This window comes from Caproiciproducens galactitolivorans, from assembly GCF_026672255.1.
GTDB lineage: Bacteria > Bacillota > Clostridia > Oscillospirales > Acutalibacteraceae > Caproiciproducens > Caproiciproducens galactitolivorans_A.
Map to the genome: position 1 here is coordinate 68,710 of NZ_JAPOHA010000001.1, position 26,334 is coordinate 95,043.

At 49.9% G+C, this 26,334-nt stretch carries 21 protein-coding genes; 19 read left to right on the forward strand and 2 right to left on the reverse strand.

The window, feature by feature from the left end; all coding sequences use genetic code 11:
• Positions 1 to 76 precede the first annotated feature (76 nt).
• From OUY18_RS00320 to OUY18_RS00385, 14 genes are all read left to right on the forward strand, one after another.
• Positions 77 to 940, forward strand: a complete 864-nt coding sequence (locus tag OUY18_RS00320; protein WP_268056712.1) for a class II fructose-bisphosphate aldolase — start codon at positions 77 to 79, stop codon at positions 938 to 940.
• Positions 941 to 958: 18 nt separating this feature from the next.
• Positions 959 to 1,975: a 5-dehydro-2-deoxygluconokinase gene (iolC, locus tag OUY18_RS00325; protein ID WP_268056713.1), complete on the forward strand. Its 1,017-nt coding sequence runs from the start codon at positions 959 to 961 to the stop codon at positions 1,973 to 1,975.
• Positions 1,976 to 2,000: 25 nt separating this feature from the next.
• The gene (gene iolD / locus OUY18_RS00330; protein WP_268056714.1) at positions 2,001 to 3,929 is read left to right on the forward strand and encodes a 3D-(3,5/4)-trihydroxycyclohexane-1,2-dione acylhydrolase (decyclizing); all 1,929 of its coding nucleotides are present in this window, start codon (positions 2,001 to 2,003) and stop codon (positions 3,927 to 3,929) included.
• Positions 3,930 to 3,948: 19 nt separating this feature from the next.
• Entirely contained in the window at positions 3,949 to 4,845 is an 897-nt protein-coding gene (gene iolE, locus OUY18_RS00335) for a myo-inosose-2 dehydratase (RefSeq protein WP_268056715.1), read from the forward strand.
• A 93-nt stretch (positions 4,846 to 4,938) separates the two neighbouring features.
• Positions 4,939 to 5,952, forward strand: coding sequence for an inositol 2-dehydrogenase (gene iolG / locus OUY18_RS00340; protein ID WP_268056716.1), 1,014 nt, complete (start codon positions 4,939 to 4,941; stop codon positions 5,950 to 5,952).
• A gap of 168 nt (positions 5,953 to 6,120) precedes the next feature.
• Positions 6,121 to 7,143, forward strand: coding sequence for a sugar ABC transporter substrate-binding protein (locus OUY18_RS00345; protein WP_268056717.1), 1,023 nt, complete (start codon positions 6,121 to 6,123; stop codon positions 7,141 to 7,143).
• 261 nt (positions 7,144 to 7,404) lie between these two features.
• Positions 7,405 to 8,910, forward strand: a complete 1,506-nt coding sequence (locus OUY18_RS00350; protein ID WP_268056718.1) for a sugar ABC transporter ATP-binding protein — start codon at positions 7,405 to 7,407, stop codon at positions 8,908 to 8,910.
• Positions 8,907 to 9,914, forward strand: coding sequence for an ABC transporter permease (locus OUY18_RS00355; RefSeq protein ID WP_268056719.1), 1,008 nt, complete (start codon positions 8,907 to 8,909; stop codon positions 9,912 to 9,914). Before OUY18_RS00350 ends, OUY18_RS00355 begins: the two co-directional genes overlap by 4 nt.
• A gap of 59 nt (positions 9,915 to 9,973) precedes the next feature.
• Positions 9,974 to 10,984 carry an inositol 2-dehydrogenase gene (gene iolG / locus OUY18_RS00360; protein ID WP_268056720.1) on the forward strand — a complete coding sequence of 337 codons (1,011 nt, stop codon included), beginning with the start codon at positions 9,974 to 9,976 and terminating at the stop codon, positions 10,982 to 10,984.
• A gap of 86 nt (positions 10,985 to 11,070) precedes the next feature.
• Positions 11,071 to 11,847 carry a 5-deoxy-glucuronate isomerase gene (locus OUY18_RS00365; RefSeq protein WP_268056721.1) on the forward strand — a complete coding sequence of 259 codons (777 nt, stop codon included), beginning with the start codon at positions 11,071 to 11,073 and terminating at the stop codon, positions 11,845 to 11,847.
• 207 nt (positions 11,848 to 12,054) lie between these two features.
• Positions 12,055 to 13,224, forward strand: coding sequence for an iron-containing alcohol dehydrogenase (locus tag OUY18_RS00370; protein WP_268056722.1), 1,170 nt, complete (start codon positions 12,055 to 12,057; stop codon positions 13,222 to 13,224).
• Positions 13,225 to 13,501: 277 nt separating this feature from the next.
• Positions 13,502 to 14,017, forward strand: a complete 516-nt coding sequence (locus tag OUY18_RS00375) for a MarR family winged helix-turn-helix transcriptional regulator (RefSeq protein WP_268056723.1) — start codon at positions 13,502 to 13,504, stop codon at positions 14,015 to 14,017.
• Entirely contained in the window at positions 14,014 to 15,744 is a 1,731-nt protein-coding gene (locus OUY18_RS00380; RefSeq protein WP_268056724.1) for an ABC transporter ATP-binding protein, read from the forward strand. The genes OUY18_RS00375 and OUY18_RS00380 overlap by 4 nt, the downstream gene beginning before the upstream one ends.
• The gene (locus OUY18_RS00385) at positions 15,744 to 17,636 is read left to right on the forward strand and encodes an ABC transporter ATP-binding protein (protein WP_268056725.1); all 1,893 of its coding nucleotides are present in this window, start codon (positions 15,744 to 15,746) and stop codon (positions 17,634 to 17,636) included. Before OUY18_RS00380 ends, OUY18_RS00385 begins: the two co-directional genes overlap by 1 nt.
• Positions 17,637 to 17,717: 81 nt before the next feature.
• On the opposite strand, the gene OUY18_RS00390 is transcribed toward OUY18_RS00385, so the two are convergent.
• Entirely contained in the window at positions 17,718 to 18,737 is a 1,020-nt protein-coding gene (locus tag OUY18_RS00390; RefSeq protein ID WP_268056726.1) for a DMT family transporter, read from the reverse strand.
• A gap of 191 nt (positions 18,738 to 18,928) precedes the next feature.
• On the opposite strand from OUY18_RS00390, the gene OUY18_RS00395 reads away from it, so the two are divergent.
• From OUY18_RS00395 to OUY18_RS00410, 4 genes are all read left to right on the forward strand, one after another.
• On the forward strand, positions 18,929 to 21,478 hold the full coding sequence (locus tag OUY18_RS00395; protein ID WP_268056727.1) for a heavy metal translocating P-type ATPase: 2,550 nt from the start codon (positions 18,929 to 18,931) through the stop codon (positions 21,476 to 21,478).
• A 24-nt stretch (positions 21,479 to 21,502) separates the two neighbouring features.
• On the forward strand, positions 21,503 to 21,775 hold the full coding sequence (locus tag OUY18_RS00400) for a metal-sensing transcriptional repressor (protein WP_268056728.1): 273 nt from the start codon (positions 21,503 to 21,505) through the stop codon (positions 21,773 to 21,775).
• A 231-nt stretch (positions 21,776 to 22,006) separates the two neighbouring features.
• On the forward strand, positions 22,007 to 23,893 hold the full coding sequence (phnD, locus tag OUY18_RS00405) for a phosphate/phosphite/phosphonate ABC transporter substrate-binding protein (RefSeq protein WP_268056729.1): 1,887 nt from the start codon (positions 22,007 to 22,009) through the stop codon (positions 23,891 to 23,893).
• 138 nt (positions 23,894 to 24,031) lie between these two features.
• Entirely contained in the window at positions 24,032 to 25,069 is a 1,038-nt protein-coding gene (locus OUY18_RS00410; protein WP_268056730.1) for a CAP domain-containing protein, read from the forward strand.
• A gap of 69 nt (positions 25,070 to 25,138) precedes the next feature.
• On the opposite strand, the gene OUY18_RS00415 is transcribed toward OUY18_RS00410, so the two are convergent.
• Positions 25,139 to 25,519: a phage holin family protein gene (locus OUY18_RS00415; RefSeq protein ID WP_268056731.1), complete on the reverse strand. Its 381-nt coding sequence runs from the start codon at positions 25,517 to 25,519 to the stop codon at positions 25,139 to 25,141.
• Between the two features lie 185 nt (positions 25,520 to 25,704).
• On the opposite strand from OUY18_RS00415, the gene ytaF reads away from it, so the two are divergent.
• Positions 25,705 to 26,322 carry a sporulation membrane protein YtaF gene (gene ytaF / locus OUY18_RS00420; protein ID WP_268056732.1) on the forward strand — a complete coding sequence of 206 codons (618 nt, stop codon included), beginning with the start codon at positions 25,705 to 25,707 and terminating at the stop codon, positions 26,320 to 26,322.
• The last annotated feature ends 12 nt before the right edge of the window (positions 26,323 to 26,334 follow it).

Genomic DNA, 26,334 nt, shown 5'->3' on the forward strand with positions numbered 1-26,334 from the left:
ACTATTGAAAAACTGAAAAACATATGCTAACATATAGTCAAAACTTGTTCAAAATGTTACAGAGAGAAGGACGAACATGTCTATCTGCTATATGAAAGAGCTTTTAAAGGAAGCAGACAAACACGGCAGGGCGGTTGGAGCCTTCAGCGTGGGAAATATGGAAATGATCATCGGCGCGGTAAAGGCTGCGGAAGAACTGAACACGCCGATCATTCTGCAGATTGCCGAAGTGCGGCTGCCGCACTCCCCGCTGCACCTGATGGGACCAATGATGATAAAAGCGGCAAAGGAAGCCAAAGTGGACGTTGCGGTTCACCTTGACCACGGTTTAAAAATAAGTACCGTACAGCAGGCGCTTGATCTTGGCTTTACTTCCGTTATGTTTGACGGCTCGCGGTATGACCTTGCGGAGAATATCCGGCTGACGGTGGAAGTTGTTGCAATGGCTTCCCGCACCGGGTCGACAACGGAAGCGGAACTCGGCGTGGTCGGCGGCAGTGAAGACGGCAGCGAAAACCACAAAATCGTCTGCACGGACCCCGCGGTGGCGAAACGCTTTGCAGAAGAAACCGGCGTGGACGCGCTTGCGGTCGCGATCGGCAACGCACACGGGCATTACGCCGCGGAACCGAAACTGCGGTTCGATATCCTGAAAGAGATCGCGGATCAGGTTGACCTTCCGCTGGTTCTGCACGGAGGCACCGGTATCAGCGCCGAAGATTTCCGCAGAAGTATTACCCTGGGAATACGGAAAATCAATATTGCAACGGCGAACTTTGACGCGCTTACACAGGAGGCCGGCATCTATTTTCAAGAAGACGCCTCTCCCAATTACTTTAAGCTGAACGAAGCCATGGTGCGCGGCGTTTATAAAAATGTAAAGCGGCACATCCTGATATTCAACAATCAGGTACCGCTTGATCAAATAGAAAACGCTTGAAAGGAACGGAGTGAAAGAATGAAATACATAGAATTTGACGCGAATCGTAAGTTTGACCTGACCCTTTTAGGAAGAGTTACCATCGATTTCAATCCTGTGGATTACTACATGACGCTGGCGGAAAGCACAACGTTTAAAAAGTATCTGGGCGGTTCCCCCGCGAATATTGCGGTCGGCCTTTCCCGTCTGGGCAAAAAATGCGGCTTCTTCGCGCGGGTTTCCGACGACCGGTTCGGCGATTTCGTAACGGGCTATTTCGAAAAGGAAGGAATCGATACTTCCCGCATCCGCCGCTGCGAGCATGGGGAGAAGCTGGGGCTTACGTTTACGGAAATCCTGAGCGAAACCAGCAGCAATATCTTAATGTATCGCAATGAGATTGCGGATTTGCAGCTTTGCGTGGATGACATTGACGAAGAATACATCAAGCAGAGCAAAGCGATTTTGATTTCCGGCACGGCGCTTGCCCAAAGCCCGTCCCGCGAGGCGGCGCTGAAAGCATTGTTCCTTGCGAAGAAGACCAACACGCCGATCATTTTTGATATCGACTATCGTCCTTACAACTGGGTGTCAAATGAGGACATGGGCATATACTATGCGTTTGCGGCAAAGCAGGCGGACGTGATTCTCGGTTCCCGCGAAGAATACGACCTGACCGAGCAGTTGATTGAACCCGGCCGCACCGATCCGCAGACAGCGGCTTACTGGCATAAGCAGGGCGCCAAGATCGTGGTGATTAAACACGGCAAGGAAGGCTCCACCGCCTACACCTGCGACGGCCAGAAATTCACAATCAAACCGTTCCCCATTAAGCTGCTGAAAGGATTCGGCGGCGGCGACGGCTATGCTTCCGCTTTCCTGTACGGACTGATGGAGGGCTGGGAGGTTATCGACTGCCTCGAGTTCGGCAGCGCTTCCGCTTCCCTGCTGGTGGCCAGCCATTCCTGCGCGGACGATATGCCGGGCGTGGAAAAGGTAAAGAAATATATTGCGGACTGCAAACAAAAATACGGCGAAATGATTGCAAGAGCCTAACGAAAATCAGAAAGGGAGCGTTATGATGGGCACGATCAGAATGACTACGGCACAGGCGCTTGTGCGTTTTCTGGATAACCAATATATCTGTGTGGACGGCAAAGAAATCAAATTTGTCGAAGGTATCGCAACGATTTTCGGGCACGGAATCGTCTGCGGACTGGGTCAGGCGCTTGACCAGAACCGTGGGGGCCTGAAATATTTCCAGGGCAAAAATGAGCAGGGCATGGCCCACCTGGCCACTGCTTTTGCAAGACAGAACAACCGGAGGAAAATCATTGCCTGTTCTTCCTCCATCGGGCCGGGCGCCGCGAATATGGTGACGGCCGCCGGCTGTGCCACCGTAAACAACATTCCGCTTCTTCTTCTGCCCGGCGACGCGTTCGCCACACGGCAGCCGGACCCGGTATTGCAGCAGGTGGAGCAGACAAACAATTTGACGGTAACGACCAATGACGCGTTTAAGGCCGTCTGCAAATACTGGGACAGAGTCCAAAGGCCGGAACAGCTGATGACGGCAATGATCAACGCGATGCGCGTTCTGACGGATCCGGCGGATACCGGCGCGGTCTGCATCGCTCTGCCGCAGGACGTTCAGGGCGAAAGCTATGATTATCCCGATTATTTCTTACAAAAAAGAGTACACCGCATTACCCGCCCGCTCCCTGCGCAGGAAGAATTGCAGGACGTTATGGACGCGGTCATGGCTAGCAAAAAGCCGCTGGTTATCTGCGGCGGCGGCGTGAAATATTCCGAAGCCGGAAAAGCGCTCCTTCATTTCTGCGAAAGCTTTTCCATTCCGTTCGGCGAGACGCAGGCCGGCAAAAGCGCCTGCCCCTCGAGTTCCGAATACAACCTCGGCGGAATCGGCGTAACCGGAAATCTGGCGGCCAATCAGATTGCGGAAAAAGCGGATCTGGTGATCGCGGTCGGTTCCCGTCTTTCCGACTTCACAACCTCTTCCAAGTGGCTTTTCAGAAATCCCGCTGTCAGGATCGTAACCATCAATGCTTCCCGGTTCCATGCCTACAAGATGGACGGGATCAAAGCTGTCGGCGATGCAAAAGCTGCGCTGGAAGCACTGACAGAGCTTTTGAAAAACAAAAAGTACCGTTCTGCCTATAAAAATGAAATCAGAGACGCAAAGGCGGCCTGGAATAAAGAAATGGACCGTTTGGCGGCATGTACCTACAATAAGGATTTCAAACCGGAAATCGAAGCACGCAATCCCGACAGCATCGACGAATTCGCAAAGATGACGGGAAGCAGCTTGACGCAGACCGCGGCCATCTGTGAAATCCGCAGAGCGATCGCCGACGATGCGATTGTGATCGGCGCTTCGGGAAGCCTTCCGGGTGATCTACAGAGAATGTGGACGACTGACGTACGCGATTCTTATCATATGGAATACGGTTATTCCTGCATGGGCTACGAAATCTCCGGCGCGCTCGGCGTGAAAATTGCGGAGCCGGAACGCGAGGTTTACGCGATGTGCGGGGACGGAAGTTTCCTGATGCTGCATTCCGAATTCTTTACCTCCATTCAGGAACACCAGAAAATCAATGTTCTCCTGTTCGACAACGCCTCATTCGGATGCATCAACAACCTTGAAATGGGCAACGGCATCGGGAATCTGGGAACGGAGTTCCGTTACCGCGAAGCCTCGGGCGATCTGACGGGCGGTTTCGTACCGATTGATTTTGCAATGATCGCCGCGGGTTACGGCGCAAAAAGCTATACCGTCCACAATATGGAGGAACTGAAAGCCGCGCTGGAAGACAGCAAAAAGCAGAAAGTTTCCACCCTGATCGATATTAAGATTCTGCCGAAAACAATGACGCACGATTATCTGTCCTGGTGGCATGTGGGAATCGCGAGCACTGCGGAGAAATCTTCCGTTTGCTCAGCCTGCGAAAAGAAGAACCAGCATCTTGCAGAAGCACGGAAGTATTGATAAACAGGAGGATTTGAAAATGTTTGACAAAGAAAAGGTATTTTTAGGAATCGCCCCCATCGCATGGACAAACGACGATATGCCGGATTTAGGCAAGGAAAACTCTTTTGAACAGTGCATCAGCGAAGCCGCTCTGGCCGGTTTTCAGGGAACGGAAGTCGGCAACAAATATCCGCACGACGCCGATACGCTGAAGGGTTATCTGGAAGTCCGCAACCTTCGCATTGCGAGCGCGTGGTTCAGCTCCTTCCTTACGACAAAGCCGTACGAGGAAACCGAAAAGGAATTCATCAAGCACCGTGATTTCCTGTACGCCATGGGTGCGAAAGTCATTGTTGTTTCCGAGCAGGGACACAGCATTCAGGGCCAGATGGAAACTCCGATTTTCGACGGCAAATATATCATGAACGACGAGGAGTGGAAGCTCCTGACCACCGGCCTGGAAAAGCTCGGGAAACTGGCCGCTGAAAAAGACATGAAAATTGTTTATCACCATCACATGGGCACCGTTGTCCAGACAACGGCCGAAATCGACCGCTTAATGGAAAACACGGACCCCGGCCTTGTATCCCTTCTGTTTGATTCCGGACATCTTGTGTATTCCGGCGAAGATGAGCTTGCCATTTTAAAGAAATATATCCATCGTATCAAGCACGTTCATTTGAAAGACGTCCGTCCGGAAATTGTCAAACGGGTAAAGGAAGAAAAACTCAGCTTCCTGAAAGCGGTTCGTCTGGGCGCGTTCACCGTGCCGGGCGACGGCTGCATTTCCTTTCAGCCGATTTTCGATGTTCTGGCGGAAAACCATTACGAAGGCTGGCTCCTTGTGGAAGCCGAGCAGGATCCCGCGGTGGCAAATCCGTTTGTTTACGCGAAGATGGCGCGGGAATACATCCGGAAAACCGCCGGAATCTAAATGTAATATTTGGTGTGTGTAAAATCGCTTGAAACCTTTGAAAGAAAGCAGTCAGGATTTAAAATCAAATCCAGGGAAAGAGAGATTGAAAATATGGATAAAGTAAGGATTGGGTCGATCGGATTAGGCCGGCTCGGCGCCCAGCATGCGGAAAACATCGCAACAAAAATTCCGAACGCAGAGCTGGTCGCTCTGTGCGATATGGACACCGCTAAGCTGAAGGAAACGGCGGAACGCTTACATGTTTCCAAGACGTTTACAGACTATGATGAAATGATTGCATGTGACGATATTGATGCGGTCGTCATTGTATCACCATCCGGCCTGCATACGGAACAAATCGAGAAAGCACTGGCAAGCGGAAAACATGTATTCTCTGAAAAGCCCCTCGGCACAACGGTGGAACAGTGCAGAAAAGCGGAGAAAGCGGTTGAAAAATACTCCGACAAAGTATTTATGCTCGGCTTTATGCGCCGGTTCGACGATTCCTACCGCTATGCGAAGGCGAAGGTGGACGCAGGGGAGATCGGAAATCCGATTTTATTCCGCGCCTACAGCCAGGACCCCGAGAAATTTATCGCAGGTTCCATTGCTTTTGCGGCACACAGCGGCGGCGCGTTTCTGGATATGGCCGTGCATGATATTGATCTTGCCCGCTGGTTTGTAAAGAGCGAGCCGGAGAGTGTTTATGCAATCGGCGGATGCTATGCGCACCCGGAATTTGGAAAGTATAACGACGGGGACAACGTTTCCTGCCTGATGAAATTCCAAAACGGGGCCATGGGATTCCTGCTTGCGGGCCGTACCGCTCCGCACGGTTATAACATTGAAACCGAAATCATCGGCACAAAGGGGACTTTACGGATTGGTTCCGTACCCCAGAAAAACTTGGTTGAAATTCTTGATTCCTACGGCGTACGCAAAGAGTGCAGCGAAAATTTCCTTGAGCGTTTCGAGAAGTCCTATGTGGAGGAAGTTAAGGAATTTGTCGATTGCATTTTAAACAACCGTAAACCCGACGTAACAGTATACGACGGCAGCCGCGTATTGGAAATCGCGAATGCATGCAAGAGATCCTTCGAAACAGGAGAACTGGTTAAAATCTGATTTTTGATTGAAACGAATAGAATTTTCCTTTCGCCGCTTATCCGGACCGTTAAAATGATCGCATAGTTTGGGGCCTGAAGGCTAACTGAAAACAGCAGGAGTTTTATTTCATGTAAATTGGACAGAAGGGTCCTTTTACATAAAAGACAGTATTGAAAGGAGATCACTATGAAAACCAGGAGAATTTTAGCAGCAATTTTGGGAGGAGCAATGGTTCTAAGCATGGCTGCCTGCGGCAGCACGGGCGGTTCAAGCACTGCGGCAAGCGCGGCGGCTGAAAGCACCGCAGCCAGTGCAGCAGCCAGCACAGCCGGCAAAGGCAATTCCGACATTACCATTGGTGTTATTTTAAAAACATTGTCCAGCGAATACTGGGGCTATGTTGCCGCCGGTGTAAAACAGGCGGAAAAAGACTTAGGCATTAAGGTGGAACTGCAGGGACCTCCGTCTGAAACTTCTTACAATGAGCAGAGCAACATGATTGAAACCACGATTTCCGCGGGCAAAGTGGATGCGCTTGTCATTTCTCCGCTTCAGCCGGACATGGTCGTTACAAAATTGCAGGATGCAACCATGCCGATCCTTTTTGTTGACACCGACGCAAAGTATGACAAGAAAGTCGCGTTTGTCGGCACCAGCAATGAAACCGCCGCAAAAACAGGCGGCGAATATATTGCAAAGCTGATCGGCAAAGGCAAAAAGGCGGTTCTGATCGGCGGCGTACAGGGCGATACAACCTGCGAAGCCCGTATGAAGGGTTACAAAGAGGCTCTTGAAGCCAACGGCATTCAGGTACTCGGCATACAGTATGCAAACGCCACGGCGGACAAGGCTGTTCAGGTAATGGAAAACTTTATGCAGACATATCCGCAGATCGACGCTGTTCTTTGCAATAACGACGATATGGCAATGGGCGCGCAGAGAGCCGCCGCTCAGGCAGGCCGCGCGGACAAGATGAAGTTCATGGGATTCGACGGCAATGCAACCAGCGTGCAGAGCATTATCGACGGCAAAGAGACCGCTTCGGTTGCACAGTCCCCGTACGACATGGGCTATCAGGCAGTTGCCAATGCAGTGAAAGCTGTTAAGGGCGAGAAAGTCGAAAAGAATATCATCGTTGAAACAAAGCTGATTGATTCCTCCAATGCGAAAGAGTATTTAGCAACGCTGAAGAAAATGTCAGGCAAATAATAACCTCCTAGTTTGCCGGGAATCCCCCCTGCCGCAAGGCAGGGGGCGGCTACCCGGCCGATTCTTGACAGCGATATCATGAAAGAATAGTGGGATTCGAAAAAATCCGATCATTTGGAAAGTAGGAATACACTTTACGGTAACCTTACGAAGATATTTGATTTTATAAAAACAAGCGGAAATAAAATTTGACTTCGAAAATACTGGATAAGGAACGTTATCCAAATAATATGAGGATACCCTCAAAAGACAGGTGAAGCTATGAGTGAATATGTAGTTGAACTGAAGAATGTTACGAAACGCTTCCCCGGTGTAGTGGCGTTAAGGAACATGTCGATTCAGATTAAACCCGGCGAAATTCATGGCCTTATCGGAGAGAACGGCGCGGGAAAGTCCACACTTATCAAAGTGCTGACCGGCGTGCACGCTGCCGATGAAGGAGATATCTATGTTGACGGCGAAAAAAAGGTCTTTAAGAGTCCGAATGACGCAAAAGCGAGCGGTATCGCGTGCGTTTATCAGGAACTGAGCATCGTTAAGCTGCTTTCCATTACCGACAATATTTTTATGGGCAATACCATTAACCGGAAGGGCAGCCCCTTCCTCGATTACGATCAGATGCACAAAAAAGCGTCCGAACTGATGGAGTCGCTGGGGCAGAAAGTGGACCCCCGAAAGCTGTGCGGCACCCTTGGCGTCGGTGTGCAGCAGATGGTTGAAATCGCAAGGGCAATTTCCATCGATACCAAATTGATCATCATGGATGAGCCTACGTCGAGCCTGGGGGAAACCGAGGTTCAGCAGCTGATGAAAACCGTACGAATTTTGAAGGCAAAAGGGGTTGCGATCCTGTTCGTATCCCACAAGCTGGAGGAATTGTTCGAGCTGTGCGACCGCGTAACGGTCATGCGCGACGGCGAGCATGTTTTTACGGACGATATCGGCAATATCGACAACGACCGGCTCATTACCGCGATGGTCGGGCGATCTATGGATAAGCAGTTCCCGAAGATTCCCGGCAAACGCGGTTCGGAAGCGCTTCGAGTGGAAAATCTGTGTTCCGCGGGTGTTCTGCACGACGTCAGCTTTACGGCGTACCACGGCGAAATCCTTGGCTTTGCCGGTCTGGTCGGCGCAGGGCGCACGGAAACATTCCGGGCGATTTTCCGGGCGGATCCGATTGACGGCGGAGATATCTACATAGACGGCGAAAAAGTAAAACTGAAATCCCCGAAAGACGCAATCGCTCATAAAATTGCTTTCTTAACGGAAGACAGGGGCAGTCAGGGCCTTGTGCAGGCGATGGATATCCGCACCAACCTGATTCTTGCCAATATGAAGCGGTTCCAGAAGGGCCCCTGGCTCGATAAAAAGACGACCACCGAAATCGGCGAGGAGAATATCAAGTCCCTGAAAATTAAGACAACGGGACTGGACGAATCGGTTGCCCAGCTTTCCGGCGGCAACAAGCAAAAGGTTGTTATCGGAAAATGGATTAATACCAGCGCGGATATCTTCATTTTTGACGAGCCGACCAGAGGAATCGACGTCGGCGCGAAAGTGGAAGTTTACAATGTTATGAACAGCCTCGTCGAGGCGGGAAAATGCGTTATCATGATTTCCTCCGAACTGCCGGAAATCCTCGGAATGAGCGACAGGGTCATTGTTATGCGCTCCGGCCGGATTATGGCGGAAATGGAAAACAAGAGCGATCACTTTAACCAAGAAGATATTATGAAAGCTGCCTGGGGAGGTACATTAGAATGACTAAGGGAAAAACGAGTTTAAAAGACATCATGGGGAAGCTCGGTTCGCTTCTCGCACTCTTTATTCTGGGTGTGATCCTATCCATCGCAACGCCCAACTTCTTAACAATCAGCAACCTTTTGAACATTTTAAGACAGACAGCGGTAAACAGCCTGATCGCTTCCGGTATGCTGCTTACACTGATTACGGCGGGTATCGATCTTTCCGTTGGCGCCAACTGCGTGCTCTGCACCTGCGTCATGGGTGCTCTGGTCAATAACTTCGGCGTGACCAACCCCATACTGCTGATCATCATCGGTTTGTCAACCGGTCTGGCAATCGGCCTTTGCAACGGCCTTCTGCTGACAAAGCTGCATCTGCCTCATCCGTTCGTATCGACATTAGGTATGAAAAACGTACTCTGCGGCCTCGCTTTGCTGGTTGTTTCCAGCAAAACGGTTGCCGGTTTCCCGGACGGCGTTACCGCCCTCGGCGCAACGAACCTCTTTAAGATTCCGGGGAAATTCTCCGGTTTCCCGCTTTCCTTTATTGTTGTAATTCTGCTTTTCATCGGATTCCATTTCTTCCTGAATAAAACCGCGCTCGGCAGACAGATCTTCTGCGTGGGCGGCAACCCGGAGGCAACCCGCCTTTCCGGTATCAATTCGGACAACGTTCTGATCTTTGTTTACGCGCTTTGCGGCCTGATGAGCGCCATCGCGGGTATCGTACTGATTGGCCGTACCGGCGTTGCGAACCCGGCTTCCGCAATTGAACCGTATGATACCGACGCCATCGCGGCCTGCATCATCGGCGGCGCCTCGTTCATGGGCGGCAAAGGCACCATCTGGGGCACACTGATCGGCGCGATTCTGATTTCCACCATCCGCAACGGCTTAACCCTTCTGGAAGCATCCAGCGATATTCAGTACATCGTAATCGGTTTGGTTATTATTACTGCCGTATTTATTGACGTAACCCGCGGAAGAATGGAAGCAAGAGCCAGACGTTTAGCTACAAAATAAAAACTGTTTCGGCTGAAAACATTCACTTCAAGAATTCATTAAGCTAAGGAGAGATGATTATGTTAAACATCGGCATCATCGGCGCCGGAAGAATCGGGAAGGTTCACGGGGAAAGCATCAAATTCCATGTTAAGAACGCACAGGTGGCCGCGATCGCGGACTCCTACTGGACGGAAGCATCAAGAAAATGGGCGAAGGAAATGGGTTTCCCCACCTATGACGATTATCATGAGATTCTGAACGACCCTTCCATTGACGCCGTCATGATCTGCTCGTCCACACAGACGCATGCGCCGATTTCCATCGAAGCGATTAAAGCGGGCAAACATGTTTTCTGTGAAAAGCCGATTTCCAAAGACCTTGCGGAAATCAAGGCGGTTATGCAGGAGCTGGAAAAAACGAATTTGAAATATCAGGTCGGTTTCAACCGCAGATTCGACCACAATTTCCGCGCGGTTCGGGACGCCGTAACTTCCGGCAAAATCGGAGACGTTCAAATCGTAAAGATCACCTCCCGTGACCCGGATGCACCGCCGGTTGAATATGTGAAGGTTTCCGGCGGCATCTTCCTCGATATGACAATTCATGATTTTGATATGACACGCTACCTCACCGGCAGCGACGTGGAAGAAATCTATGTCAACGGCGCGGTTCTGGTTGACCCGAAAATCGGGGAAGCCGGCGATATCGATACCGCGATCATCACCATGAAGCTGAAGAACGGCTCTCTTGCCGTAATCGACAACTCCCGTAAAGCCGTTTACGGATATGACCAGCGCGCGGAAGTGTTTGGCTCCAAAGGCCAGGTTGCCGTATCGAACGATACGCAGTCCAGCGCGGTCATCAGCACAACCGACGGAATCGTCGGGGAGAAGCCGCTGTATTTCTTCCTGGAACGCTATATGGAATCCTTTGCCCGCGAGGTTTCGGAGTTCACAGAGGCGGTCCTGAACGATACGCCGGTGCCTGTAACGGTTGTTGACGGACTTCAGGCGGTTTTGATTGGCATGGCGGCAGGAAAGTCCTTTAAAGAGCATCGTCCGGTTAAACTTTCTGAAATTCAATTTTAATTGAAACAAAATGCAGGCTACGAGAGATCATTCCCGTTTCGGGGAAAGGTTCCTTTTAGCCTGCAAATGATTGTGAGGGTATTTTCATGAGTAATATTTTCGGCTATCCCGCGTTCGACGAAGACGGCGTGAAGGAGCTTACACGTACAAAAGGCCTTTATGCCGATATGCTGATGAATATAACGGTGTTTCATCTGGAAGAAGGAAAAACGCTTTCTTTTTCCTTTCCTGCGGAAGAAATGGCGCTGCTGCTCATTCAGGGCGGAATAAAAATCAGTTGGCAGGGAAAGGGCGTTACCGCTGAACGGGATGATTTTATCAAACAGGGGACAACCTGTCTGCATGTTTGCAAAAATGTTCCCGTTACCGTTACCGCAGTGAAAGAAAGCGAAATCCTGGTGCAGTCCACGGAAAATGATAAAACGTTCGACAGCATCCTTTACACGCCCGAAAACTGCGGGGAAGAAACCTTCGGGCAGAACCAGTTCGAAGGAAAAGCGCAGCGCACGGTCCGCACGTTTTTTGATTACCACACCGCCCCGTATTCCAATATGGTCATGGGCGAAATCCTTGTTCCGCAGGGCGGCTGGTCGAGTTACCCGCCGCATCATCACCCCCAGCCGGAAGTCTATTATTACCGCTTCCAGAAGCCGCAGGGGTTCGGCGCCTGCTTTATCGGCGATGAGGTAAACAAGATTAAAGACGGAAGCTTCTGTGCAATTCCCGGAGGGAAAACACATCCCCAGGTAAACGCGCCCGGTTATCCGATGTACTACGTATGGATGATCCGCCATTTTGATGGAAATCCGTGGACGGACCGCATTTTTGACCCGGCGCATGCATGGCTTTTGGATGAAGCCTGAGAAACGGTTCCTACTGAATGAAAAAAAGGGCATCGGTATTTTTTCGATAAAATGCGGATGCCCTACATAAAACCAATTCAAAAAAACATACTAAATACATGGAAAACACTTGAAATAAAGCATTTAGCATGGTATGATAATACCGTCAAATGATTGTTATTATTTTAACGAACAAATAACATAAGAAATTTCTAGGAGGAATCAAAAATGGCACGTTTTACTTTACCAAGGGACATTTATTTTGGGCCGAATGCGATCAGTGAGCTGAAAAACTTAAAGGGTTATAAGAAGGCCTTCATTGTCACCGGCGGTCATTCGATGAGGAAAACCGGATTTTTGCAGAAACTGGAAGACGTATTGAAGGATGCGGGTTTACAGACTTATATATATGACGGGGTAGAGCCGGATCCGTCCATTGAAAGAGTATACGACGGCGCCAAAGCCATGCGCGAATTCCAGCCGGACGTCATTGTTGCGATCGGCGGCGGTTCTCCGATGGATGCGGCGAAAGCCATGTGGGTTTTCTATGAATATCCGGAAAAGACCTTTGAAGATATCAAGAATCCTTTCACAATGCCCAAACTGAGAAAGAAAGCCATCTTTGTCGGGATTCCTTCCACCAGCGGCACGGCTTCCGAAGTGACCGCGTTCTCCGTTATCACGGACTATTCCACCGACATTAAATATCCGCTCGCCGACTTCGAAATCACCCCGGATATTGCGGTTCTGGATTCCGATATCCCCATGACGATGCCCAAAACGCTGACGGCGCACACAGGCATGGACGCTTTGACCCATGCGATTGAAGCGTATGTCGCTTCCGCGCGCTCCGATTTTTCCGACGCGCTGGCGCTGAAAGCGATTTCCAATATATACGACAGCATTCTTGATTCCTACAACGGCGACGCGCAGGCGCGCGGCAAAATGCATATTGCACAGTGCCTTGCCGGTATGGCGTTCTCGAATGCCCTGCTCGGAATTGCGCACAGCCTTGCGCACAAGACCGGCGCGGTGTTCCATATTCCGCACGGCTGCTGCAACGCGATTCTCCTGCCTAGCGTTATCCAGTACAATTCGAGAGTCTGCATGGAAAGATATGCGCAGATCGCCAGAGAAATCGGCCTTCCGGGCGTAACAGACAAGCAGCTTACAAACGCGCTTGTGGATTCTGTCCGCGAATTGAACAGGAAGCTCAATATCGCTCAGACCTACAAGGACAACGGCGTAAAAGAAGAGGATTTCAAGGCACACTGCCAGGCCATTGCGGAGAACGCTGTGGGCGATCCCTGCACCGGTTCCAACCCGAGAGAAACAAACGCGGAGAATATGCTGAAGGTTCTTACCTGCGCCTATTACGGCGAAGACGTCAACTTCTGATTTATTTGATTCATACCGTCTATCATAGTAATTGCGAAGCGCCCGGCTTATGCCGGGCGCTTCTTCGTCTGTAATAAGGTAAAATAACAGGCGAAAGAAAAGGAAAAGAACGGGGCAGGTTCTATTTGGAACTTCGGGAACGATGTGCAAGGGGTATCCCGTATTCACAGGACGCCCGATCATACACTGGAAATTTTTCTTGACTTTTAAAAAGAATTGGACTAAAATACTTAATCAGTTAACTTTTAACCGGCTAAGTAATAAAGGGGGGATTTCAGTGAATACCGACATACGCAGAATCGTCGGCCTGTTGGGGCAGATTCATATTCTTCACCGGATATACGTTCACCGTGCGCTTTTGGCAACGGATATTTATTTCGGGCAGTTTCCGATTTTGGAATATGTTGAAAAGCACGACAAATGCACGCAGCGGGAGTTGGCGGATACGCTTCAGGTTTCCGCGCCTTCCATAGCGACTTCCATCAAACGCATGCAGAAAACCGGGCTGCTCGAAAAGGAATGCGATGAGAAGGATTTGCGGTGCACCCGTATTTCCATTACCGAAAAAGGCAGGGATCAAATGCTTCAATGCCGCAGGGCATTTGATGCGATTGATAAGCAGATGTTCGAAGGCTTTTCAAAGGAAGAGACGGCTGTGTTCAAAGAGTACCTGAGCCGTGTCATATCGAATTTGACAACCGATGAATTCAAGGGAAAAACGATGTTTTCCCTTATTGAGACAATGACGAATGAAAAGCATGTACAGCGGCAGGGAAAGGAGGAGTCGATTTGATAAAGCAGCTTGCTCCCTTTGCCCGCAAATACTGGTGGGCGATGGTCATTGCTCCGGTGACCATTCTTTGCGAAGTATTGATTGAAATCCGAATCCCGGTATTGATGGCCGCGATTGTGGATAAAGGAATCCCCAGCAGGGACATTTCTTACGTAACGCGGACCGGCGGCATTATGGTCATGATGGCGCTGTTTTCCCTTCTGATGGGAACTGTTTCCGCGCGCTTTTCGTCGGTTGCCAGTATGGGCTTCGGCAGCGAAATCCGCGCGGGACTGTTCAGAAAGGTGCAGGAGTATTCCTTTTCGAATGTGGATAAATTCAGCACGGCGTCGCTGGTTACCAGGCTGACGACGGACGTCAGCAATGTGCAGATGGCGTTTATGATGCTGATCCGCATTGCGGTTCGCGCCCCGATCATGCTCGTAGGCGCCACGGTGATGGCTTATTATATCAATTCCAGGCTGGTAACCATCTTTTTGGTGGCGATACCCGTGCTTGCGCTGATGCTGTTTACCATCGGAATCACCACCTTCCCGAAGTTTCAGGCGATGCTGCGGAAATACGACGCCATGAACGCCTCGGTTCAGGAAAATCTGATTTCCATCCGGGTGGTAAAAGCCTTTGTACGTTCCGCACATGAAAAGAAGAAATTTAAAAATGCAAACGACGACCTGATGGCCGCTTCCATTAAAGCGGAGCGGATTCTCCAGCTGAATATGCCCGTCATGCTTCTTACGATGTATTCCTGCATTGTGGCGATCATGTGGTTCGGCGGCAACATGATCATCGTCGGCGGGATGAAGACCGGCGAGCTGATCGGCTTTATCAGCTATGTTACCCAGATTCTGATTCAGCTGATGCTTCTCTCCATGGTGTTTATACAGGTGATCATATCCCGGGCTTCCGCCAGCCGTATCGTGGAAGTGCTCAACGAAAAAATTGATATTACGGACGACGGGGCAAAGGAGGAAACGAAAGTGCGGGACGGCTCCGTGCGGTTCGAGGATGTTTCGTTCCGCTACAACCGGGATGCGCAGGACAATATCCTGAAACATATCAATCTGAATATCCAATCGGGGGAGACGATCGGAATTATCGGCGCGACGGGCAGCGCGAAAAGCACGCTTGTCCAGTTGATTCCGCGTTTGTACGACGTGACCGAAGGCCGTGTTCTGGTCGGCGGCCGGGATGTTCGGGACTATAAAATCAAAGAGCTCCGCGACGCGGTCAGCATGGTGCTGCAAAAGAACGTGCTGTTTTCCGGTACGATTAAAGAAAATCTGAAATGGGGCAATGAAAACGCAACGGACGACCAGATCACGGAAGCGTGCAAAGCGGCGCAGGCGCATGACTTTGTCATGAGCTTCCCGGACGGTTACGATACCGATCTGGGGCAGGGCGGCGTCAATGTGTCCGGCGGCCAGAAACAGCGCCTCTGCATTGCGCGCGCGCTGCTCAAGAATCCGAAAATCCTGATTCTGGACGACAGCACCAGCGCGGTGGATACCGCTACAGACGCGAAAATCCGCGCTTATTTTCGGGAAAACCGGAAGGATATCACCACGATCGTGATCGCCCAGCGCATTACTTCGGTTTGTGATTCCGACCGGATTGTGGTCATGAACGAGGGCGAAATCAGCGCGGTCGGAACCCATGAGGAACTTTTGCAGACAAGCGAAATTTACCGCGAAGTATACGAATCCCAACAGAAAGGAGTTGCTGACTGATGCCGGGACCGGGAAGACCGAGGACGGGTGCAAAGCCGAAAAGCATCCGGAAAACCTTATCCAGAATAATGGGCTATATTTTCCGTCAGAAGACAAGGTTTATTCTCATTATTCTTTTTGTTTTTATCGGCTCCTGTGCGAATGTTGCAGGCACGTATTTTATAAAACCGCTGATCAATGGCTGCATTGTGCCGCTGATCGGCAAACCTGTTACAGCGCAGGCTCTTCTGCCGTTTCTGAAAATGATTTTGCTGATGGGCGGAATTTATCTCATTGGCGTACTGGCAACCTTTCTGTACACACAGCTTATGATAAAAGTGGCAAACGGAACGCTGAACGCCGTACGAACCGATTTATTCAACCGGCTTCAGGATCTTCCGATCAGCTATTTTGACACGCATACGCACGGGGAGCTGATGAGCCGCTTCACCAGCGACGTCGATACCCTGCGCGAAGCGATTTCCATGGGCGTAACGCAGCTTTTGTCCTCCGCGATAACCGTGGTGGGAACCTTTGTGATCATGCTCGTTCTCAGCCCGATTCTGACGGTGCTGATTGTGCTGATGCTCGTGGTTATGATGCTGATTATTAAGAAAATCGGCGGAAATTCCGCCGCGTATTTCAAAAAGCAGCAAAAGGCGATCGGTGCGGCAAACGGATATATCGAAGAATTAATCGAAGGCCAGAAGGTTGTCAAGGTTTTCAGCCATGAAGACGAAGTCAAAAAAGAATTCGGCGTGCTGAACAACAATCTGCGTCAGGCCGCAACCAACGCGAACTTTTACGCCAATGTTCTGATGCCGATTATGGGGAACCTTACGTATGTCAATTACGCGATGACGGCGACCGCCGGCGCGGCGCTTGTCATTACCGGAAGGATGGATATCGGTTCCATCGCGTCTTTTTTGCAGTACACAAGGACTTTCTCCCAGCCGATTACGCAGATTTCACAGCAGTTCAACGTGATTCTGGCGGCTCTTGCCGGTGCGGAGCGCATTTTCGAAGTGATCGATGCCGAACCGGAAACAGATGAAGGGTATGTAACGCTCGTGAATGCGAAAACGGACGCGGACGGGAGTTTAACGGAAACGTCGGAACGCACCGGCCTGTGGGCGTGGAAGCATCCGCACGGCGACGGAACCACAACGTATACGCAGCTCAACGGCGACGTCCGCTTCAACGATGTAACTTTCAGCTACGACGATAAGAAAACCGTTCTGCACGATGTATCGCTTTACGCGAAGCCGGGGCAGGAAATTGCTTTCGTCGGTTCCACCGGAGCGGGAAAAACAACGATTACCAACCTGATTAACCGCTTTTATGACGTGAACGAGGGCAAAATTACGTACGACGGCATCAATATTAAAAAGATCAAGAAAGACGATCTGCGCCGTTCGCTTGCCATGGTTTTGCAGGATACCCACCTGTTCACCGGAACCGTGAGGGAAAACATTCGTTACGGCAAACTGGATGCCACCGATGAAGAGGTGATTGCGGCGGCAAAGCTGGCAAACGCCGATTACTTCATCCGGCACCTGCCGCAGGGCTACGACACGATGCTGACCGGCGACGGCTCGAACCTGAGCCAGGGACAGCGCCAGCTTCTCGCAATTGCCCGCGCGGCGGTTGCCAATCCCCCGGTTCTGATTCTGGATGAAGCGACAAGCTCAATCGATACCCGAACCGAAGCCCTGATTGAAAAGGGAATGGATAAACTGATGAACGGGCGCACGGTATTCGTAATCGCGCACCGGTTGTCCACCGTTCATAACGCGGACGCGATCATGGTTTTGGAAAACGGCGAAATCATTGAACGCGGCAGCCATGGCGACCTGATTCAGGAACACGGAAAATACTATCAGCTTTATACCGGACAATTTGAATTGGATTAAATAAATTTCCGTATAAAAACGGGCCCGCTGCGGTATCCATTACCACAGCGGGCCTGTCCTGTATTTTCCTAATTTATATATTTAAGGTTTTATAACGGTTTCGTCGGTTTCCGCCTCAAATTCGCTTTCGATTTCCTTCATATCTTCCGAAAGGCTCTTGCGTTCTCCGTTTGCCTTTTGCAGGCGGATACCGGGTATGAAAGAGATAAAGGAGCCGATAATAATCAGAAGGATGCCGATTGCCATTTGCAGGGTGATGGGTTCGTTCAGTACGAAAAAGGCAAAAATCGGCGCGAGAACCGGCTTGATGTAGAAAACAAGGGAAGCGGTTGCGGCGGAAGTTTCCTCCATTGCGCGGAAATAAAAGGTATATCCCAGCCCCGTAACGAAAATTCCGACGTAAATCAGCCCCGGAATGGAAGAAAGCTGGATTCCGGACAGAACCGGAACGTTCACAAACATCGGAAATCCCGCGCCGGTGAACCAGTTTGCTACGGCTGAAAGATGCGTAACCGCAATGAAAAGAAGCATTTCGGCGCATCCGAACAGAAAGCTGAAGCAGGTAAGAGTGATGCCGCCGTACCGGTCGCTCTTTGTACGGCCGATCACGTTGTATAAGGCGAAGGTGATGGCCGCGCCGATGGAAAATACAATTCCCGCCGCGTTTCCGGAGAGATGGGCGGGATTAATGATGACAAGCATGCCGGCGACGCTCACAAGAATCGAAAGAATGGTATGGCGGTATATTTTTTCAGCAAGCAGCAGGTAAGCAAACAGGACAACGAAAACCGAGTTGCAGCTGAACAGAACAGCAACGACAGATGCCTTGGCGTACACAATCCCCAGCTGATACAGGATCATGCTGACAAAAACGCAGATGAATCCGGTTAAGGAAAAGAATTTCCAGTCACGGATGTGGAAGGAAATCTGCCTTTTGCGGATTTCACGGATTGCCAGCGGCAGCAGAACCAGCGCGCCGATCAGGAACCTTAAAAAGGTAAGCTGGATGGGGTTGTACGATCCTGCGGAGATTTTTAAGGCAATTTCCATGGAACTGAAAAAGAAAGTTGCCAGAATGATGTAAAGATAGCCTTTTTTCAAAAAATAGTCCTCCTAACTTAGTAACCAATATATAAGTTTATCACAAAACGGCAATTATGCAACGCGCGCAGGCGTATGAAAACGACGAAGTATCGGAACCGTTTTTAAAATATTTTAGGTAATTTCCAGTTGACAAAACACGAAATCCGGTTTATATTGATGATACACCCCACAGGGGTGGGAGGTATGAAATGAATCAGAAATTTCAAGTTACAGGCATGACCTGTTCCGCCTGCTCGGCGAATGTAGAAAAGAGTGTAAGCAAACTGGAAGGCGTTCAAAAAGTCAATGTGAATTTGCTTACCAACAGTATGATGGTTGATTTTGACACCGCGCTCACCGGGGACGGCGCCATTATAAAAGCCGTGGAAAAGGCGGGCTACGGCGCGTCGGTTTTTCACCGGGGCGAGGCGGCCGAAGGAAAAAAAGAGAAGGGCGAAAATCCCGTGGAGACACAGCGCCGGTCCATGAAAATCCGGCTGCTTGTTTCTTTCGCGTTCCTGCTTCCGCTTCTGTATCTTTCCATGGGACACATGCTGCACCTTCCTTTGCCGGGCTGGGCGCACGGAACCGAAAACGCCCTCGCTTTCGCGTTTACCCAGTTCCTGCTCACCCTGCCGATTGTATACGTTAACCGGAAGTATTATCAGGTTGGTTTTAAAACCCTGTTCCACGGCGCGCCGAATATGGACTCGCTGATCGCGGTCGGTTCGTCGGCCGCGCTGCTGTACGGTGTGTTTGCGATTTATGAAATCGGTTACGGGCTTGGCCACCACGAGATGCAGCTGGTAATGCAGTACAGCATGGATTTATATTTTGAGTCGGCCGCAACCATTTTAACCCTGATCACGCTTGGCAAATATCTGGAGGCGCGGTCGAAGGGAAAAACCTCCGAAGCAATTGCGAAGCTGATGGACCTTGCCCCGAAAACCGCGACGGTTTTGCGCGGGGAAGAGGAAACGGAGGTGCCGGTCGAAGAAGTTGCCGTAGGGGATATCGTGATCGTGCGGCCCGGGCAGAGCATTCCGGTGGACGGCACCGTCGTTGAGGGAAGCTCGGCGGTGGACCAGTCGGCGCTTACGGGCGAGAGTATCCCGGTGGAAAAACAGGCGGGCGACAAGGTTGTTGCCGCAACCATTAATAAATCGGGCTTCTTAAAGTTCCGGGCGGAAAAAGTTGGAAACGACACCACACTGGCAAAGATCATCGAGCTGGTGGAAGACGCAAGTGCGTCCAAAGCGCCGATCGCCAAGCTGGCGGATAAAATCAGCGGCGTTTTTGTACCGGTCGTGATCGGTATCGCCGTTTTGTCCACAATCGTATGGCTTCTCGCGGGGCAGCCTTTTTCCTTCGCTCTATCCATCGGCATATCCGTGCTGGTGATTTCCTGCCCCTGCGCGCTGGGGCTTGCCACACCGGTGGCGATCATGGTGGGAACCGGCCAGGGCGCGTCAAACGGGATCCTTATTAAATCCGCCGAAGCGCTCGAAACCGCCCATACGGTAAAAACGGTTGTCCTCGACAAAACGGGAACCATAACCGAGGGCAAGCCCGTTGTTACGGACCTTCTCGTCACCGGGGGCACAACGGAACAGGAGTTGCTAACGGCGGCGGCGTCCATTGAAAAGCGGTCGGAGCATCCTCTGGCGGAGGCAGTCGTGGAAAAAGCCGGTCAAATGGGGATTTCCCTGCAATCCGTACAGAATTTCCAGGCGCTGTCCGGGCTGGGGATAACGGCGGAAATCGACGGGGAACCGTATTTTGCCGGAAACCTTGCCTTTATGAATCGCAGGGAAGTGGATACATCTTCGCTTGCGGAACAAGGGGACGCATTCGCCGCAAACGGAAAAACGCCTTTGTATTTTGCAAAAGGCAGGAAACTGATGGGGATTATCGCCGTAGCCGATGTCGTAAAACCGACCAGCGAAGAAGCGATCCGCCAGTTCAAATCCATGGGAATGGATGTTGTCATGCTGACGGGCGATAATAAAAAAACAGCCGAGGCGATTCAAAAACAGCTTTCGATCGACCGGGTTGTAGCCGAAGTACTGCCGCAGGATAAGGAGAGCGAAATCCGTAGAATACAGCAATCCGGCAAGAAGGTTGCCATGGTGGGGGACGGCATCAACGACGCCCCGGCCCTTGCAAGGGCGGATGTCGGCATCGCCATCGGCGCCGGAACGGATATCGCATTGGAATCGGCGGATATCGTACTCATGAAAAGCGATTTGCAGGACGCGGTAACCGCCATTCAGCTCAGCAAAGCGGTTATCCGGAATATCAAGGAAAATCTGTTCTGGGCATTCTTTTACAACAGCATCGGAATTCCGCTTGCGGCCGGCGCGCTGTACTCCCTGTTTGGCTGGAAGCTGAACCCGATGTTTGCCGCGGCGGCGATGAGTTTAAGCTCGGTCTGCGTGGTTACGAACGCGCTCCGGCTGAAACTTTTCAAGCCTGTCCGGGGGATACAGAATCATCAAAATTTATCAGAAGCGAAAGGGGATTTTATCATGAAAAAAGTAATTCAAATCAATGGAATGAGCTGTGAGCACTGCAAGGCAAGAGTGGAAAAAGCGCTGAACGCGATAGAAGGCGTAGAAGCAAAGGTGGATTTAAAGCAGAAAAACGCGACGGTAACGCTGAAAACGGACGTTTCCGACGAAGTCCTGAAGAACGCGGTGAACGAAGCGGGCTACGAGGCGGTTTCGGTCGAAGAGAAAAAAGGACTGTTCGGAAAATAAGAAAAGATCAGCGGAGGAGAAAAAATGAAAGCGGACAAAACCAAAATCACCCGCTTATTGAAGACGGCCAGGGGCCAGCTGGACGGGCTTCTGAAAATGGTGGAAGATGATCGCTACTGCATCGATATTTCCAACCAGTTGATGGCGACACAGGCGATTCTGCGCAAGGCAAACTGTGAAATCATGCATGCGCATCTGAATTCCTGCGTCCGGGAGGCCTTCGAAGAAGGGGACTCCCTTCGTACACAGGAAAAGCTGGACGAGATTATGGAAATGATGGATAAACTTTCAAAATAAAGAAATTCAGAAAAGCTCCCATTTATTTGGGAGTTTTTTCTATACTATGCTTAAATGGACTGTGTATTTCAACAAATATCTACAAAATTTTCATAAAGTAATATTCATTGACAAAATTTCACGTCTGAAATATAATAATTGTACAGCATGTATTGTTAAATGTAACATGGAATAGTGGTAAATGAGTAAAATTTTAATCAGTTTTGAACTGAATTTCAAGGCGGTAAGGAAATGAATACTACATTTAAGAAATCCGTACTGGCTTCCCTGGCGGGCATTGTTCTCTTGCAGGGAATAGCATTTCTATTCCGTTTCAGCGGCTTCACTCAGTTTCTGTTTTCCGTTATTGGCAGTGCTCTGGTTCTTTTTGCGGCCGACCGGTTCTTTGGCAATACCGACAAAGATGCTTATTCTTCCGCGCGAAAGCAGCCGAACGACGACGGGGACTTAGGCGAAGAACTGTTTCGCGTAGCGGAAACAATGGGATTTGACTCCCAGCAGCTGATCTGGCTTTCCAAAGACAACATGAAAACCTTTGAGAAGCTTATGAAGATTTCCTTCGAAATTGAAAAGCTGAGCGAGCAGAACGCCGCCAGCACGGAGGAGATCAACGCGAGTATCAACGAATTGGCAGGGGTTTGCTCCGACCTGAATTCCGGTATTGTAAAAATAAAGGAGCATTCCGAAACTTCCGTAGAGATGCTGGATAAAAACGGACAGACCATCCGCAGCATCGGTGACTTTATTCTCGATCTTACTTCGAGAATTAAGGTGGCTTCCGACAGCAATTTGCAGCTTCAGGAATCTTCCAATAAGATTAACGAGATTGTGGATTATATCCGCAAAATTTCAAGCCAGACAAATTTGCTCGCCCTGAACGCCGCGATTGAGGCCGCAAGAGCGGGTCAGGCGGGGCGCGGATTCTCGGTGGTTGCCGGTGAAATCCGAAGGCTTGCGGTTCAGACGGATGAGGCGATTTCCGTAATTGAGGGCGTCGTGAAAAATATTGTGGAAAAAATCGATACATCCAACGCGGCGATGTCCGATATCGGCGACAAGATGAAAAATGTGGATACGATCGTCAATGAATCATCGAAAATCATTCAGGAGATTAATTCCATTTTAAAAGATGTGGACGGCTCGATCGTTGCGCTGACGGAAAAATCCTTAATGCAGAAAGATACTGCCGCCGAAATTGAACATGCGGTCGGCAATGTTGCGCAGGCCGTGCAGGAAACGCACGATGTTTCCTGCAAATCGATTCAGATGGTGGATGTGCAGCAAAAGAAAAACCAAACCATCCTTGCCTTCTGTAATAAAATCGGAGAAACGGCTGAATCACTGCAATTGGACGCCATGCATTTTAAAAAGGACAACGAAATCATTTTCGGCGTCAATCCTTTCGTCGAGCCGGAACGGATTAAAAAAACCTATGTACCTATTTTGGAACGGGTCTGCTCCAGCATCGGTTTAAAATGCCGCACGCTGATTGTAAGAAATTACGATGCGCTGAGTGAAAGCGTTGCAAAGGGAATTATTGACATCGGATGGTTTTCTCCTTTCGCTTACGTAAACGCGCACCAGAAATGCGGCGCGAATGTTCTGATAACGCCGAAGGTGAACGGCCGCTGTTCCTATAACGGGTACATCATCGCGCGCAAAGACGGCAGGGTGCATTCGCTGAACGATCTGCCGGGAAAAACGTTTGCCTATGTGGATGAAAAAAGCGCTTCGGGATATCTGTATGCAAGGGACATGATGAAGCAAAATCATATGAATCCCGATACAATTTTCGAAAAAGTGGTCTTTCTGGGAAATCATAATAATGTTGTGAACGCGGTTCTTTCCGGCGAAGTGGATGCGGGCGCAACCTATGACGAGATTTACGATCAGGCCCGCGCGGACGGTTTGTTTACGGATGAGATCAGCATTGTCGCCCGTACGGAGGAGATTCCGAAGGATGCGCTTGCCGCAAGAAAGGACTTCCCGCAGGCGCTGGCGGATCAGTTAAGCACCGCTTTTGTGGAATTCAAAGATTACAGCGGAATCGATACGACGGTTCAGGGCTTTATTAAAAATACCGATCAGGCGTATGATATTATTCGCAAGTTGAATTAATTACCAGAATACGGTTTGGTTTACATAATTTTCAGTATTGTCTTCTTAATCGGATGGTGTTACCATGGGAAACAAGAAAAGTTACAAACATGTAACCTTTCAATCGGGGAAATCCCAGAAAAGAAAAGGAGACAATGCATGAAAACGAAAATACTTGCTTTGATAGCATGTGTGTTTGTATCCGGTACGGTAGGCGCGATTCTGAATAACAACGCGTCGGCCGCGGCAGTTAACGGCAAAACGGTTACAAGTACCTCCCAGTCGGTGTGCAATCAGACAAATGGCACCGCTGCAAAGACTTGTTCCACAGTACCGACATACACACAAACAAGCAATGCTGCAAATAAGGGAAATTGCGGCACTTCAGGCACCTGCCCCCAGACTGCCGGCAAAACAGCCGGAGCAACAACTTGTAAAACGGCTTCCAACTGCGCCGGAAACACGGTTTGCAACAGCGGAAACTACGTGAACAGCGCAAACTGCAAATCCGGAAACAGCACCGCATGCACTTCCGGAAATTGTGCAAACAGTTCCAATTGCAAAGGCGGTAACTGCGCGAGCAACAATTGTACGAACGGTACAAATTGTGTAAACGGCAACTGCGTGTGCGTTATTGGAAACAATAAATTTGTTGTCAGCGGATCGTTCCCGAATTTTAAAATCTGCCTTCAGCAAAATTCCGGTTCCTGCCCGAATTCTGCAAGCTCCAAACCAAGCACAGGCACAAAGTCCCCCGCCAGTTCTCAGCCCGCTTCAAGCAATCCTTCTTCCGGTTCAGCGGCAACCGGCAGCTACGCCTCTTTCCAGAATCAGGTTGTTCAGCTTGTAAACCAGGAAAGAGCAAAAGCCGGCTTAAAGGCGCTCACTGTAAATTCACAGCTTACCAAAACGGCTACTCTGAAATCGGAAGACATGGCAAAATTAAATTATTTTGACCATACTTCTCCGACGTACGGCTCGCCGTTTGATATGATGAAGCAATTTGGAATCAGCTACCGTGCCGCCGGCGAAAATATCGCAATGGGCCAGACTTCTTCCCAGCAGGTTATGCAGGGCTGGATGAATTCCCCGGGACACAGAGCCAATATTCTGAATGCTTCCTTTACGCAGATCGGCGTAGGCATTGCCAAAAATGCAAACGGACAGTATATTTGGACGCAGCAGTTTATCGGATAAAATGAAAAAATCAGAGGGTTGCCGTTTCCGGCAGCCCTCTTTTTCATTTGCCTTATCGGCAAACCCGTTTTACATTACCCTGACCGGGAACAGGGCGTCCAGAACACCAATTACCAGGGCGCCGAGAACGGCGCCGATAATGGAAACATTCATACCTGGTACCAAAAATTGTGTGACGTATATGATGACCGCGGAAATGAAGAATCCGGCTAATCCTTTGCCAAACGGCGAAGCATCAATGCCCATGATTCTTTCCACAAGATAATCGAGTAGGCTGATCACTACCGCAGCCAGTAAAAACGACCACAATCCATGGATGGAAAATCCGGGGGTTAAGAAGGATACAACCATCAGGATAATTGCTACAATTATAAACCTTCCGATCCACCGAAAAAATTCTGAACCTCCGCTTGTTGGTTTGCTTTCTGCACGCGTTTCATGTGTCGTCATTCGCTTCTCCTCCTAAATATAAAGTCTGCGAACAGATATATCTTTGCCATAATCACGCGCGCTATCCTTCCGGATTGCTAGCATATATTGTTATGGTAAAAATGGAAAAGAACGGACAAATGATATTCTTGCACAAAATTTCACCTGCTGCATTATTATAGCAATAAAAGCTTTTTGGCGGGTGAATGAATGTGAATGTCCTTTCCGCGCTTCTGTTTGCGCTTTCCGCGAATCTGGATAATTTTGCCGTTGCAATTACCTTTGGAATGCGAAAAATTCGAATAGGATTTTTCATTAATGTTCTGATTGCCGTCATCATAGGTGCCGGTACTTTTTTTTCCATGTCGATCGGGCGGGCGGTGTCCCGATTTCTTCCCGCGGGCGTGTCCAATATTCTGGGCGGTATTTTGTTAATCGGAATTGGCGTTTGGTTTTTAAAGGATTTTTTCAAAAAACCGGAGGAAAAGGAACCGGCGGAAGAGGAGCCGAAAATCGATCTCAACCGGATGCTGAAAGAGCCCGAAAAAGCGGATATCGATCATTCGGGTACGATTGACGCGAAAGAATCCGCCATCCTCGCTCTCGCATTGACGATTAATAATTTTGGAATGGGCGTGGGCGCAAGCTTTGCGGGTCTGGAAATTTACAGTACGACCGCCTGTACTTTTTTCGTAAGTATGCTGTTTATCGCGCTGGGATATCGGGTGGGGGAAAAATGCATTCCCAAATTTTTGTCCCGTTACGTTTCGCTTTTGTCCGGTGCAATTGTTATCATTCTCGGCATTTATGAGATGATTTTTTAAATTTCAATAAAA

Bases quoted from the DNA above. Each gene is read 5' to 3' on its own strand.
- OUY18_RS00320 (WP_268056712.1), top strand. From the start codon at position 77: ATGTCTATCTGCTATATGAAAGAGCTTTTAAAGGAAGCAGACAAACAC.
- iolC (WP_268056713.1), top strand. From the start codon at position 959: ATGAAATACATAGAATTTGACGCGAATCGTAAGTTTGACCTGACCCTT.
- iolD (WP_268056714.1), top strand. From the start codon at position 2,001: ATGGGCACGATCAGAATGACTACGGCACAGGCGCTTGTGCGTTTTCTG.
- iolE (WP_268056715.1), top strand. From the start codon at position 3,949: ATGTTTGACAAAGAAAAGGTATTTTTAGGAATCGCCCCCATCGCATGG.
- iolG (WP_268056716.1), top strand. From the start codon at position 4,939: ATGGATAAAGTAAGGATTGGGTCGATCGGATTAGGCCGGCTCGGCGCC.
- OUY18_RS00345 (WP_268056717.1), top strand. From the start codon at position 6,121: ATGAAAACCAGGAGAATTTTAGCAGCAATTTTGGGAGGAGCAATGGTT.
- OUY18_RS00350 (WP_268056718.1), top strand. From the start codon at position 7,405: ATGAGTGAATATGTAGTTGAACTGAAGAATGTTACGAAACGCTTCCCC.
- OUY18_RS00355 (WP_268056719.1), top strand. From the start codon at position 8,907: ATGACTAAGGGAAAAACGAGTTTAAAAGACATCATGGGGAAGCTCGGT.
- iolG (WP_268056720.1), top strand. From the start codon at position 9,974: ATGTTAAACATCGGCATCATCGGCGCCGGAAGAATCGGGAAGGTTCAC.
- OUY18_RS00365 (WP_268056721.1), top strand. From the start codon at position 11,071: ATGAGTAATATTTTCGGCTATCCCGCGTTCGACGAAGACGGCGTGAAG.
- OUY18_RS00370 (WP_268056722.1), top strand. From the start codon at position 12,055: ATGGCACGTTTTACTTTACCAAGGGACATTTATTTTGGGCCGAATGCG.
- OUY18_RS00385 (WP_268056725.1), top strand. From the start codon at position 15,744: ATGCCGGGACCGGGAAGACCGAGGACGGGTGCAAAGCCGAAAAGCATC.
- OUY18_RS00395 (WP_268056727.1), top strand. From the start codon at position 18,929: ATGAATCAGAAATTTCAAGTTACAGGCATGACCTGTTCCGCCTGCTCG.
- OUY18_RS00400 (WP_268056728.1), top strand. From the start codon at position 21,503: ATGAAAGCGGACAAAACCAAAATCACCCGCTTATTGAAGACGGCCAGG.
- phnD (WP_268056729.1), top strand. From the start codon at position 22,007: ATGAATACTACATTTAAGAAATCCGTACTGGCTTCCCTGGCGGGCATT.
- OUY18_RS00410 (WP_268056730.1), top strand. From the start codon at position 24,032: ATGAAAACGAAAATACTTGCTTTGATAGCATGTGTGTTTGTATCCGGT.
- OUY18_RS00415 (WP_268056731.1), bottom strand. From the start codon at position 25,519: ATGACGACACATGAAACGCGTGCAGAAAGCAAACCAACAAGCGGAGGT.
- ytaF (WP_268056732.1), top strand. From the start codon at position 25,705: ATGAATGTGAATGTCCTTTCCGCGCTTCTGTTTGCGCTTTCCGCGAAT.